An 11,746-nucleotide genomic window follows, 5' to 3' on the forward strand; every position below is an offset into this window, starting at 1 on the left:
GTCGCACCCGCTCCGGCGGACGCGGGACGTTCGACTGTAGCTGTCCGGACGGTCCGCTTCGGGCGCTTTCGCCGCTATTTCCCCACGTCACCGCACTCTTGCGGGTTCACGTCCGGCCGTTCGGCCGTTCGGCGATGCGCGGAACAGTGCGGATCTGCGCGAAACCGGACCACCGCGCCCGCCGCACCGCTAAGAAGGTCGCCATGCGCAGGTTCGGGGTTCTGCTCGTGGTGGTGCTGATGGGGTTGGTCGCCGCGCCCGCGGCGGCGAGCGGTGTCCGGCGGTACGAGGGCGAGATCGACGGCGCGCGGTACCGGGTGATGGTGCCGGACCGGTGGAACGGGACGCTCGTGCTGTGGAGCCACGGCGCGTACGGCTCGCCGCCCGACCGGATCGCGTTGACCGACCGGCCGGAGACCGAGGCCTACCTGTTGTCGCACGGGTACGCGTTGGGCGCGTCCCTGTTCCGCACGCCGGTCGGCTGGTCGGCCGAGGACGGGCTGCGCGACCAGATCAGGTTGCTCGACTGGTTCCGGCGCGAGGTCGGCACGCCCCGGCGGACGATCTCGGCCGGTGAGTCGATCGGCGGCGCCACCTCGCTGGTGCTGGCCGAGCGCAACCCCGGGCGGTTCGACGGCGCGTTGTCGCTGTGCGGCGCGACGGCGGGCGGCGCGGCGTACTGGAACTCCGGTCTCGACGTGGTGTTCGCCCTGTCGGTGCTGCTGGACGTGGACGTCGACCTGGTGCGGGCGGCGGACCCGGCGGCCAACCAGGCGCGGCTGGTCGAGGCGATCACGAAAGCCGCGGGCGACCCGGCGGCCCGGCCCCGGCTCGCGCTGGCGGCGGCGCTGGCGGACGTCCCCGGCTGGTTCGACCCGACCGCGCCGCGCCCGGCGTCGGTGGACGAGCAGGTCGACTGGGCCGTGGTCTGGCTGCGGCACTTCCGCGCCTGGGCGGCCGGACCCGCGCGGGCGGACCTGGAGCGGTGGGCGGGCGGCAATCCGAGCGGGAACGTCGGCGTCGACTACCGGCGGGTGCTGGGCCGGTCCGACGAACGCGCGCTGGTGACGCGGGCGTACGCGGCGGCCGGACTCGACCTGGAGGCGGACCTGGACCGGCTGGCCGCCGCACCGAGGGTCGCGCCCGAGCCGCGCGCGGTGGCGTACCTGGCGCGGACCAGCTTGCCGGTGGGGCGCACGCCGTGGCCGGTGCTGACCGTGCACAACGCCGGTGACGGCCTGCTGCCCGCGTCGAACGGGACGGCGTACGCGGACCGGGTGCGGCAGCCGGAGCGGCTGCGCCAGTACACCGTCGACCGGGCCGGGCACTGCCGGTTCAGCGCGGCCGAGGAGATCGTCGCGTTCCGGACGTTGTTCGAGAGGATCGGGACGGGCCGGTGGCCGACCGCCGACGTGACCGTGATGAACGCCGCGGCGGCCGGGCTGGGGCCCGCGCTTCAGCTGACGTCGAACCCGCTGACCGGCTCGGACGTGGCGGTGCGGCCCGCGTTCGCGCCGTTCCAGGCCGGTCTGTACCCCCGCCCGTAACCATTTCGTACCCGATCGTGTGGTTGCGTCGACGCACAGTAGTCGTTAACCGGGACAAACGTGACGAGCATCACCCATTAACGTCGATACCTTGCCTCCGCAAAACACGAACGGTTACGTTCTCGGCCGCAGATCACGGTTCCATCACCGAAGGGACACGGGCCCGACATCCCCGATAGGGCCCACGTCCACCTGGATCCCCCGCCAGGTCCGGTGACGGAGTTCCCCGACCGCAGGAGGCTGCACCCTTGGCTCGGCACGTCCGTCACAAGAACAAACGTGGGCAGACCACGTTCCAGGTACCCCCGCCGCCCCCCGGCTACAAGGGCGCTCACCGCGCCGAGTCGGAGCGGGTCCTCCCGAGACGCATCGCCGGTGTGGCGGTGGCCGTGGGCATCGTCTCCGGCGCCGGCGCCGCGGCCCACGCGATGACCGGGACGTTCAGCCCCGTCGCCGGTGGCGCGGACCTCGGCGGCGTGCCGGACGAGGCGGCCCAGTCCGGCCAGGTCCAGACCGTGCACGCGGTCGACCTCGGCTCGGAGACCGCCCGGATCATCCGCCAGGAGCAACTGGCCGCGCTGCACACGTTCAACCAGGCCAGCGGCATCACGCAGGACGGCTACGCGGCGCGCAAGGCGGCCGAGGAGCAGGCGGCGCGGGAAGCGCACGAGGCCGCGGAGGCGCGCAAGCCGCCGAAGCAGCGCCAGATCGAGGGCTGGATCCGCGAGGCGATCGGCGTCCTGGCGGCCAACGGCACGGCGATCGACGAGAGCAGCGTCGACGAGATCTACACGATCATCATCAAGGAATCCAACGGCAACCCCAACGCCGTGAACACCTGGGACTCCAACGCCGCCCGCGGCACACCGTCCAAGGGCCTGATGCAGTGCATCGACCCGACGTTCCAGAGCTACAAGATCCCCGGCTACGACGACATCTACGCGCCGGTCGACAACATCATCGCGGGCGTCCGCTACACCTACGCGCGCTACGGCGGCTTCGCCAGGCACCCCGGCCTGGTCGGCATCAACAACGGCACCGGCTACGTCGGCTACTGAGCCCGGCTCGCGGCCGCGGGGGTCCTCCGGGCGGACGACCCCCGTGGCTCAGCCCAGGCGGAAGTCCGCAACGCGGATCGGCGACGGTGTCGTGCCGCTGGAGCGCTGCTGGTACTGCAACGACAGGACGCCGTCCACCGCCAGCCGGGAAGTGTCGACGTTGACCTCGCCGAACGCGTTCATCGCCGGGCGGTCGAACACCAGGGTCCAGTCGGTCCACCCACTGGCCTTGCTCGCCGACACGATCCTGCCGCGCGGCATCACCAGGTAGGCGTTGTCCGCCCGGTCGAAGACGAGCTTCGTCCGCTGGGTGCTGCCCGGCGCCACCGGCACCTCCCGCTTGGTCCACGTGCCGTTCGGGTTGCGCACGACGTGGAACGTCCGGCCGTACTGGGTGCGCTGCTGCGCGTAGTTCGAGACGCATTGCGTGAACCGACCCGGCACGTAGCTGATCACCACGTGCGGCGTGCCCGCCGAGTCCGCGCCCTGCCCCTCCTGGTTCATCAGCCCGTGGTTGGGGTCCAGCGGATCGGCGACCAGGCCGGGCGAACCCACCGACACCCGAGTGCCGCCGGTGGTGCCGACGACCGCGCCCGCCGCGTTGCGCCACGTCCGGCCGCGGTCGTCGCTGTAGACGTAACCGGTGTCGTGGTTGGTCAGGCCGCCGGGGCTGCACAGCACACCCGCGTTGCCCTCGCGCCAGGTGAACGCCGCGTGCAGCCGGCCACGCCGGTCGTAGGTGAGGCCGTGCAGGTACATGTTGCGGGTCGTGGACACCGCGCCGTTGGGCCCGCGGTAGTCGCCCGTGGCGGACGACCAGGCGCCCAACCGCCGCCACGCGCCGCCGGTGTACTCGGCCAGCTCGTTCACGCCGTTGCCCGACCCGCCGGTGCGGTAGCTGAACTGCAGCGCGCCCTCCGGCGTGACGACGAACTGCGGGTAGGTCATGGCGCCCAGCTCGACGCCGCCCAGGGTCCGCTGCACGGCACCGAACACCGACGGCGACCAGCGGTGCGAACCGGGCTGCGACGCCAGCCCCGCCACCGACTTCGAGTAATGCAGCCGCGTGTTGTGCGTGTCCATCGCGACGTGCAGCGTGCCGTCCTGCGGTGAGATGCCCAGCGAGATCACGTTGTGCGAGTCGTCGGCACTGAGCTGGTGCGGCAGCACGGCCTTCTCCCAGCCGCCGCCCAACGCCCGCCGCGCGACCACGGCGTGGCGGGTGGACGTGTACCAGGCCGCGTACTGGTGGCCGTTGTAGGTGATCAACGCGTCCTGGAACGCGTTGTTGTTGACCAGGCCGTCGTAGGACACGAAGTACAGCGCCGACTGGTCGAGCAACGTGTCGGACAACAGCGTGACGCCCGGCGCGGCGTGCGCGACACCGGGTTGGGCGAGGGACGCGGCCAGCACGACGGCCGCCGCGAGCGGTGCCTTGTTCATCGGAGACCTCGGGGTTCGTAGTCGGTGACGGCGGCGGACCACGACTCTGGCACAGTGGTGAAACGTTTCACAACGGTCGGTAGAGCGTGGCGATGGCCTGGGCACGGTCGTGCAGCGAGGTGCGCAACCACTGCGGTTGCAGGGCTTCGGCGTTCGTGGCGAGCTGCCACAGCGCCCATTCGGCGTGGCGCGGGTCCTGGAACGTGACTTCCAGCCGCAGCCAGCCGTCCGCGTCGGTCTCCTCGGCGAGGACGGCGAGCGCGGTGCCCACCAGGTCCTCCCGCCGCGCCGGGTTCACCCGCACCAGCACGGCGACCTGGTCGCCGCCCGCCCGGAACCGCGTGCCGCGTTCCTGCCAGGCCAGGTCCAGGTCGACCCGGTCCGGGCGCTGCGCGGGCTCATCGAGTTCCTCGGCGGCCAGCACCCGGGACAGCCGGTAGGTGCGGTCCGCGCCGGACCTGGTGGCCAGCAGGTAACCCTGGTCGCGCACGGTGACCAGGCCGATCGGGTCGACCGTGCGCCACTGCGGGGCCTGGCCCGCCGCCGCGTAGTGCAGGCGCAGCCTGTGCCCGGCCAGCACCGCGCGCCGGATCTCGGCCACCACCGCGTCGGGCACCTCGTCGGCGACCACGCGGCGCGAGAGCAGGTCGGTCTCCGGGTCGATGAGCAACCGCTGCGCCGCGCCCGCCGCGGTGTCCCGGTAGCTCTCGGGCAGCGCGTCGACCACCTTGAGCATGGCCGAGGCGAGCGCCGAGCCGAGGCCGAAGGCCTGCGCGCCACGTCGTGAGCCGGCGATCAGCAGGGCGAGCGCCTCGTCGTGGTTCAGCCCGGTCAGCTCGGTCTGGAAACCGGGCAGCAACGCGAAACCGCCGTGCCGGCCGCGTTCGGCGTAGACCGGGACGCCCGCCGCGGACAGCGCCTCGATGTCACGGAGCACGGTGCGCGTGGACACCTCCAGCTCGCGGGCGAGCGTGGCCGCCGACAGCTGCCCTCGCCGGCGCAGCAGCAGCACGAGCGAGACCAACCGGTCGGCGCGCATGCGCAGAAGCTACCGGAATACACGACAGAGGATGTCGTGATTCGTTGCGAGGCTGTCCGCACTGTCGAAGAACCCGAGTGGAGCTGATGTGGCTGTGGAACGAACGGCGGTCAACCCGTGGACGTGGTCGGTGGCGCTGGGGTACAACCAGGGTGAGATCGTCTCCGGGCACAGCCGGACCCTGTACTGCGCCGGGCAGACCGCGATGAGCGGCGACGGCGAGCCCCGGCACGACGGTGACCTGGGGGCGCAGTTGGCGCTGAGCCTGGACAACCTCGAGGCGGTGCTCGGCGGGGCGGGCATGTCGCTGGCGAACCTCGTCCGGCTCACCGTCTACACCACCGACGTCGACGTGCTGTTCCGGCACTACGGCGTGCTCGCGGGGCGGTTGGCCGCCGTCGGGGTGGCACCGGCCACCACGATGCTCGGGGTGACGCGGCTGGCGATCCCGAGCCTGATGGTCGAACTGGAGGGCACCGCCGTCGCCTGATCCGGCCTCCGCCACCCGTGCCGGGTCGAACCGGCACGGGCGGCGGGTCAGACCTCCAGCGCCCAGCGCACGTACCGCATCGTCGGCGTGAACCCGGCCCGCGCGAAGATCCCGGACGCGCCGGACGGGCTCGCCGAGTCGACGCTCACGCTCGCGCGGTCGTAGCCCTGCTCAGCGGCGGCCCGCAGCGCGTGCCCGACCAGCGCACCGGCGACACCCCGCTTCCGGTAGGCCCGGACCGTTCCGACGAGCATGAAGTGCGCGTCGCGGACGCCGGTGGCCGCGGAGTCGGCGTCCCAGCACAGGGTCACCAGCACGCCCACCGGAGCGCCGTCCGCCGCGTCGCGGAGCAGGAAGCTCACCTCGGGCCGGAACGTCTGATTGGTGATCTTGTTCTGCCAGGAGTCCACCGGCATCGGCACCGCGCCCCAGTAGTCCTGGTAGGACTCGTTGCGCACCGACCGGAAGTCCTCGTCGTTGCGCGCCGACCACGGCTCGACTCGCAGCCCCTCGGGGATCGCCGCGTCACCGAGCGCGTCGCCGAGCGGGTGTTCCAGGCGCTGGAAGTAGCGGACCGGCGCGAAACCCCGGGAGCGGACGAGGTCGGCCAGGCCCGCGATGTGCTCGGCCTTGTGCACGTCGACCACCAGCTTCAGGGCCGGGTGGTGCAGCGCGTGCACCACCTTCGCCGCCGCCACCCCGGCGTCCACGAGCGCGGCGCCGACACCGCGGCGGCGGTGGTCGGGGTGGACGCCGCCGTCCAGGAACACGCGGTGGACGTCCTGAGCGACCGGCTTGTGGCGGACCTTCATGAAGCCGACCATCACATCGCCGTCGAAGGCGGCGAGGCTGGCCCGTGCCAGGTCCGCGTACGGGTCGACCAGCTCCTGGAGCGTGTCCTCCGCGGTGTAGTTCTCGCCGATCCGGTCCACGGTCTCGATGGCGTTGAGGAGGTCGGCCGACGCCTCGGCGTCCTCGCGGGTGAGCGGCCGCCACGTGAGGGAGTCGGAGTGGTCGGGCATGCGGGCGACGGTAATCCCGAGCCCGCGCGCTGTCGCCCGGTTTTCGCCCGCGTCAGTCGACGGACCGCTCCTCGATCATGCGCACGAAAGCCGACGCGACGAGCGCGACAGCCCGATCGTCGTCGTGCGCCAGCTGCCGCAGCACGTCCAGCGCGAGGGTCCCCGGCAGCTCGGCGAGCGCCTGGATCAGGCGGATCCGCACGGCGGAGTCCGGCGAGGCCAGCTCGTCCACCAGTGCGCCCAGCACCCGGTCCGCGCACCCGGGCTCCCGTGCCGACGTGCCCAGCACCTCGGCCGCTTCCACGTCGTTCGTGCCGTCGACCACCATGCCGACGAGGGTCGGCACGGCCGCCGTGACGCCACGCGCGCCCAAGGCGAGGGCGGCGTGCCGGCGCACCGCCGGGTCCGAGTCCTCCAGCGCGTCCGCGAGCACGGCGGTCGCCTCGTCGCCGGGCATCCCGGCGATGGCCAGGACCGCGCGCCGCCGGACGTCGACGTCGTCGGAGTAAGCGCCGGCCGCCACGCTCGCCACGCCGTCACCGCCCGCCCGCGCCAGCGCCCACCGCAGGGCACCGGCGACGTTCGGGTCGGCTTCGGCGAGGACCGCCTCGGCCAGCAGCTCGGTGGGCACGGGCACGTCGTCGGTCGGGGCGAGGACGGTCTGCTGGCGGCGCGCGGCACTGGGCGAGTTCAGCCCGTGCAGCAGTTCGACGATGCGCAGGACGCCCGGCCAGCCGGAGGGCGCCGAGGCGTCGACCGCGCGGAGCCGTTCGAGCAGCTCCCGCTCCCGCTCAAGCCGGTCTTCGGTCTGCCGGATCAGGTCACTGACCAGCGCGGACGGCGTGAACGCCGGGTCTTGCAGGGCACGTCCGATCTGGCGAAGCGACAGCCCCAGGGACCGCAGGCTCTCCACGTGGAAGATCCGGCGGATGTCCTCGGCGGAGTACTCGCGGTAACCGCCCACGGTGCGGCCGGTCGGCCGCACCAGCCCCAGTGAGTCGTAGTGCCGGAGCATCCGGGTGCTCACCCCGGAGCGGCGGGCCACCTCGCCGATCAGCACGCCGCTCCCCCCGGGCCGAGCGCGACGATCCGCTTCGCCTCGTCCACGTCCGGGTCGAAACCGGCGTCCGGGTCGTGCAGGAGCCGTTCCGTGGCACGGGCGTGCGCGCGCACCACCGGGTCGTCATCGGTCAGTGCCACCCGCAGGGCGGGCTCGACCACGTCACCAAGGGCGACGAGCGCCCGGCTGAGGCTCAACCGCACCGTCCGGTCACCACGACCGAGCTGTCCGGCCAGGTCCGCCGCCAGCCCTTCCCTCCCCTCGTCGGGCACGAGGACCACGGCGGCACGCCACGCGCTGCGCCTGACCTCGTCGTCGGCGTCGTGCAGCAACGACCGCGTGATCGCGGGCCACGCCCGCGCGTCCCCGATCTTGGACAGCGTGTGCAACGCCTGGCTGCGGGCCTGGGCGCGCTCGGACCGCAGTTCCGCGAGGAGCCGGGGCACCGTGACGTCCGCCGGGAGCCGGGTCAACGCCCAGGTGAGCATGTCGCGCACGAAGAAGTCCGACTCGACCGCGCACCGGGCGACGAGCGCCTCGACCAGCCCGGGGTCGGCCCGCGTGCCGCCCGCCTGCGCCGCCCGCAGGCGGGTGGACGCGCTCTCCGCGCTCAACGCGTCGAACAGGCGGGTGTCCGGTGGACCACTGGGTGTCGGGTTGATGGGAACCACCTCCTCGGACCCAGTGAAGACCTTGTCACAGTGTCAACCTCAAGTCCGCGCTCCGCCGCGCGGCCCGGGTGGAGCAGGGGCGCAACCGCCTGTCGGCCATACCGGTGCCATCGTTCAGCGACTGAACGAATGATTGCCGGCTGGTCCGCGCGCCACCACGATGAGGTCGGGCCGAACGTAAGGAGGCCGTGGTGGGGCGGTATCGGTTGCACGTCAACGGCGAGCGGCGGGACGTGGACGTTCCCGGGGAGACGCCGCTGCTGTGGGCGTTGCGGGAACAGCTGGGCCTGCTCGGCCCCAAGTACGGCTGCGGAGTGGGTGCGTGCGGTGCTTGCACGTCCCTTGTGGACGGTAAGGCGGCACGGCCGTGCGTCACGGCCGTGGGCGAGGCCGAGGGCAAGCGCATCACGACCATCGAGGGCCTGTCCGAGGACGGCGACCACCCCGTGCAGCGGGCGTGGCTGGAGCTGGACGTCGCCCAGTGCGGCTACTGCCAGCCCGGCCAGATCATGTCGACGGTCGCGCTGCTGGCCGCCAATCCCGACCCGGACGACGCCGAGATCGACGCCGCCTTGCGCGACAACGTGTGCCGTTGCGGCACGTACACGCGGGTGCGGGCGGCCGTGCGGCTGGCCGCCCGGATGAAGCGGGGCGAGCGATGAAGATCAGTCGGCGCACGTTCCTGGGTGGCGTGCTGGTGGTCGGCGTGCCCGTGGCGCTGCCCGGTTCGGCGCAGGCCGCCGACGAGTTCGCCCCCAACGTCTTCGTCCGGTTGGACGATCGGGGCCGGATCACGGTGACCGCGCCCAAGCCCGAGTCCGGGCAGGGCGTGCGCACGATGGTCGCCCTGCTCGTCGCCGAGGAGCTGATGGTCGGCCTGGACGACGTCCGGCTGGAGCAGGCGCACGGCGACACGGCCCGGTTCGGCTCGCAGGCCGTGGGTGGCTCGTTCTCCGCGCGCCAGCTCCACGAGCCGCTGCGCCGGGCCGCCGCGACCGCCCGCTGCCTGCTCGTCACCGCCGCCGCGCGGCGGTGGGGCGTGCCGGTCGAGGAGTGCGCGGCGCGGGACGGTGCGGTCCGCCACGGCCGGCGCGTGCTGCGGTACGGGAGCCTGGTGCGGGACGCGGCGGCGCTCGACCCGGCGACCGTGCCGGTGACGTTGACCCCACCGGAGCGGTGGCGCCTGCTGGGCCGCACCCGGGCCGGTCGCGTGGACGCGAAGGCGATCATGACCGGCAAGGCCCGCTACGGCATCGACACCCGTCCGCCGGGCACGCTGGTCGCCGTCGTGCTCCGTCCACAGTGGATCGGCGCGGTGGTCGACGCGGTCGACGACCGCGCGGCGAAGGCGGTACCCGGCGTGGTCGCGGTGACGACCCTGGACCCGGCGACGTCCGGCCAGGGCGGGGTGGCGGTGATCGCCCGGTCGGTGCCGGAGGCCTTGCGCGGGCGCGAGGCGCTGCGGGTGACGTGGCGCGGCGGCACGCCGACCGCGGACAGCAGGCAGTGGCTCGCGGACCTGGAGACGGCGTTGCCCGCCGTGCCGACCGCGCCCGGACCGGTGGCGTTCGAGGCCACCTACAAGCTGCCGCTGCTGGCGCACGCCCCGATGGAACCGATGAACGCCACCGCGCACGTCACCGCGGCCGGTCTCACCGTGTGGACGCCCACCCAGGACCCCGGCACGTTGCGGCTGATCCTGGCCCGGCAGTTCGGGCTGGACCAGGCCGCCGTGCGGGTCGAGACGGCGCTGACCGGCGGCTCGTTCGGCCGGCGCATCGAGTTCGACCCGGTGCTGGAGGCCGTCGCCTGCTCACGGGTGGCGGGCGCGCCGGTGAGCGTGCTGTGGACCCGTGACGACGACATGCGGCACGACTCGTACCGGCCGATGTCGGTGCACCGGCTGGCCGCCGTGGTGGACGCGGAGGGGGTGCCGACGTGGCGGGCGCACGGTGTGGCCACCTGGCCGTTGAACATCCTGCCGTTCTTCGACAACCCCGACATCGTCAAGGCCAACGGTGACCACTTCCCGTACACCGTGCCGGGCCAGGTCGACGTGACCCTGCGGGACGCGCCGCTGCGCACCGGTTTCTGGCGCTCCGTCTACGCCGGGCACTTCCAGTACGCCGAGGAGAGCTTCCTCGCCGAACTGGGTCACCGCGCCGGGCTGGACCAGGTCGAGCTGCGCCGGCGGCTGCTGCCCGCCGACTCCCGGCTGCGGCGGGTGCTCGACGTGGCGGCGTCACGGGCGGGGCACGTCCGGCCGGGCGTCACCCGCGGCGTGGCGTGCCACGAGGAGTACGGCTCGGTGGTCGCGGTGGTCGCCGACGCGTCCGAGGGCCGGGTCCGGCGGGTCACCGCAGCGGTGGACGTGGGTCCGGTGCTGCACCTGTCCGGGGTGCGCGCGCAGGTCGAGGGTGGGGTGATGGACGCGTTGTCGACGGTGTCGGGCGCGCAGATCACCGTGCGGGACGGCCGGGTCGTGCAGTCCTCGTTCCGCGACTACGCGTGGGCGCGCATCGACCAGGCGCCGGACGTCGACGTGGTGCTGGTGCCGTCCGACGCCCCGGTGGGCGGGGTGGGCGAGCTGTCCTACCCGCCCGCGGCGGCGGCCATCGCGTTCGCCACCGGACGGCCCGTCACCGGCATGCCGGTGGGTGTCGGGGTGGGCTGACGCCGGAAATCCGGTGGTGCCGCGCGGGCCACGACCTACGCTCTGCGCCATGGACCTGGTGGACCTGTGGCGACCGACCGGACGCGCCGAGCTGGACCTGGTGGCGGCGGCGCGGTGGCGCGCGTGGCCGCCGCGGCTGCCCGACCAGCCGATCTTCTACCCGGTGGCGAACCGCTGGTACGCCACGAAGATCGCGCGCGAGTGGAACGTGCCCGCCGGCGGCGTCGGTTTCGTCACGCGGTTCCGCGTGCGGCGGGACTTCCTGGCCCGCTACCCCGTGCAGCAGGCCGGTGGGCGTGAGGTCCTGGAGCACTGGGTGCCCGCCGAGGACCTGGACGAGTTCAACGCCAACATCGTCGGCGCGATCGTGTGCGAAGCCGAGTACCGGGGTCCGGTCGCGGACGCCGAGTTCGACCTGGCCGAGGCGCGGCTGGGACGTCCGCTGCCGGCGGCGTGGCGGCGTTACCTCCAGGGCGGGTCGTGGTGGCGCAGCGGGGTGCTGGGCGACACGTCCCTCACCCTCCACACGCCGAGCGAGACGCTGGAAGCCCACGACCACAACGCGGTCATCGGCGAGGACGGCTCACGCGGACGGCTCGCGTTCGACCTGGGCCGGGACCCGGCTCCCGTGGTGGACGTCGACGGTGTGCCGGTGGCGTCGGACGCCGAGCAGTTCGTCGCGCGGGTGGAGGCCGGCGACCTCTCCCGGTGACGGCGCACGAGCCTCCGATGGTGCATTCGG

11 protein-coding genes are annotated in these 11,746 nt (G+C 73.3%); 6 read left to right on the top strand and 5 right to left on the bottom strand.

What is annotated here, in order from left to right:
- Positions 1 to 203 precede the first annotated feature (203 nt).
- Together B0I31_RS14450 and B0I31_RS42920 are read left to right on the top strand one after the other, a co-directional pair.
- Entirely contained in the window at positions 204 to 1,547 is a 1,344-nt protein-coding gene (locus tag B0I31_RS14450) for an alpha/beta hydrolase family protein (protein WP_106615846.1), read from the top strand.
- Positions 1,548 to 1,930: 383 nt separating this feature from the next.
- A complete protein-coding gene (locus tag B0I31_RS42920) occupies positions 1,931 to 2,605 on the top strand; it encodes a transglycosylase SLT domain-containing protein (RefSeq protein ID WP_342751482.1) in 675 nt (224 codons plus the stop codon).
- A 48-nt stretch (positions 2,606 to 2,653) separates the two neighbouring features.
- Here the strand turns inward: B0I31_RS42920 and B0I31_RS14460 are convergent, their stop codons facing one another.
- Both B0I31_RS14460 and B0I31_RS14465 read right to left on the bottom strand, forming a co-directional pair.
- Positions 2,654 to 4,048 carry a BNR repeat-containing protein gene (locus B0I31_RS14460; RefSeq protein WP_106615847.1) on the bottom strand — a complete coding sequence of 465 codons (1,395 nt, stop codon included), beginning with the start codon at positions 4,046 to 4,048 and terminating at the stop codon, positions 2,654 to 2,656.
- Between the two features lie 67 nt (positions 4,049 to 4,115).
- Positions 4,116 to 5,087: a helix-turn-helix transcriptional regulator gene (locus B0I31_RS14465; RefSeq protein WP_106615848.1), complete on the bottom strand. Its 972-nt coding sequence runs from the start codon at positions 5,085 to 5,087 to the stop codon at positions 4,116 to 4,118.
- Between the two features lie 94 nt (positions 5,088 to 5,181).
- On the opposite strand from B0I31_RS14465, the gene B0I31_RS14470 reads away from it, so the two are divergent.
- Positions 5,182 to 5,577, top strand: coding sequence for a RidA family protein (locus B0I31_RS14470; RefSeq protein ID WP_219910725.1), 396 nt, complete (start codon positions 5,182 to 5,184; stop codon positions 5,575 to 5,577).
- Between the two features lie 47 nt (positions 5,578 to 5,624).
- On the opposite strand, the gene B0I31_RS14475 is transcribed toward B0I31_RS14470, so the two are convergent.
- The 3 genes from B0I31_RS14475 to B0I31_RS14485 are packed head-to-tail and all read right to left on the bottom strand — an operon-like array spanning position 5,625 to position 8,330.
- Complete coding sequence (locus B0I31_RS14475; RefSeq protein ID WP_106615850.1) at positions 5,625 to 6,599, bottom strand: GNAT family N-acetyltransferase; 975 nt, start codon at positions 6,597 to 6,599, stop codon at positions 5,625 to 5,627.
- A 52-nt stretch (positions 6,600 to 6,651) separates the two neighbouring features.
- Positions 6,652 to 7,659, bottom strand: coding sequence for a HEAT repeat domain-containing protein (locus tag B0I31_RS14480; RefSeq protein ID WP_106615851.1), 1,008 nt, complete (start codon positions 7,657 to 7,659; stop codon positions 6,652 to 6,654).
- Positions 7,653 to 8,330: a HEAT repeat domain-containing protein gene (locus tag B0I31_RS14485; protein WP_106615852.1), complete on the bottom strand. Its 678-nt coding sequence runs from the start codon at positions 8,328 to 8,330 to the stop codon at positions 7,653 to 7,655. The genes B0I31_RS14480 and B0I31_RS14485 overlap by 7 nt, the downstream gene beginning before the upstream one ends.
- 191 nt (positions 8,331 to 8,521) lie before the next feature.
- Here B0I31_RS14485 and B0I31_RS14490 point away from each other — a divergent pair, with 191 nt between their 5' ends.
- From B0I31_RS14490 to B0I31_RS41195, 3 genes are read left to right on the top strand one after another with little or no spacing between them, the layout of a single operon-like run.
- Positions 8,522 to 8,992 carry a (2Fe-2S)-binding protein gene (locus B0I31_RS14490; protein ID WP_106615971.1) on the top strand — a complete coding sequence of 157 codons (471 nt, stop codon included), beginning with the start codon at positions 8,522 to 8,524 and terminating at the stop codon, positions 8,990 to 8,992.
- Positions 8,989 to 11,004 carry a xanthine dehydrogenase family protein molybdopterin-binding subunit gene (locus B0I31_RS14495; RefSeq protein ID WP_106615853.1) on the top strand — a complete coding sequence of 672 codons (2,016 nt, stop codon included), beginning with the start codon at positions 8,989 to 8,991 and terminating at the stop codon, positions 11,002 to 11,004. Before B0I31_RS14490 ends, B0I31_RS14495 begins: the two co-directional genes overlap by 4 nt.
- 49 nt (positions 11,005 to 11,053) lie before the next feature.
- Positions 11,054 to 11,716: a hypothetical protein gene (locus tag B0I31_RS41195; RefSeq protein ID WP_219910702.1), complete on the top strand. Its 663-nt coding sequence runs from the start codon at positions 11,054 to 11,056 to the stop codon at positions 11,714 to 11,716.
- Positions 11,717 to 11,746 lie beyond the last annotated feature (30 nt).

The organism is Saccharothrix carnea, from assembly GCF_003014735.1.
GTDB classification, from domain to species: Bacteria; Actinomycetota; Actinomycetes; order Mycobacteriales; family Pseudonocardiaceae; genus Actinosynnema; species Actinosynnema carneum.

Bases quoted from the DNA above. Each gene is read 5' to 3' on its own strand.
- B0I31_RS14450 (WP_106615846.1), top strand. From the start codon at position 204: ATGCGCAGGTTCGGGGTTCTGCTCGTGGTGGTGCTGATGGGGTTGGTC.
- B0I31_RS14460 (WP_106615847.1), bottom strand. From the start codon at position 4,048: ATGAACAAGGCACCGCTCGCGGCGGCCGTCGTGCTGGCCGCGTCCCTC.
- B0I31_RS14465 (WP_106615848.1), bottom strand. From the start codon at position 5,087: ATGCGCGCCGACCGGTTGGTCTCGCTCGTGCTGCTGCTGCGCCGGCGA.
- B0I31_RS14475 (WP_106615850.1), bottom strand. From the start codon at position 6,599: ATGCCCGACCACTCCGACTCCCTCACGTGGCGGCCGCTCACCCGCGAG.
- B0I31_RS14495 (WP_106615853.1), top strand. From the start codon at position 8,989: ATGAAGATCAGTCGGCGCACGTTCCTGGGTGGCGTGCTGGTGGTCGGC.
- B0I31_RS41195 (WP_219910702.1), top strand. From the start codon at position 11,054: ATGGACCTGGTGGACCTGTGGCGACCGACCGGACGCGCCGAGCTGGAC.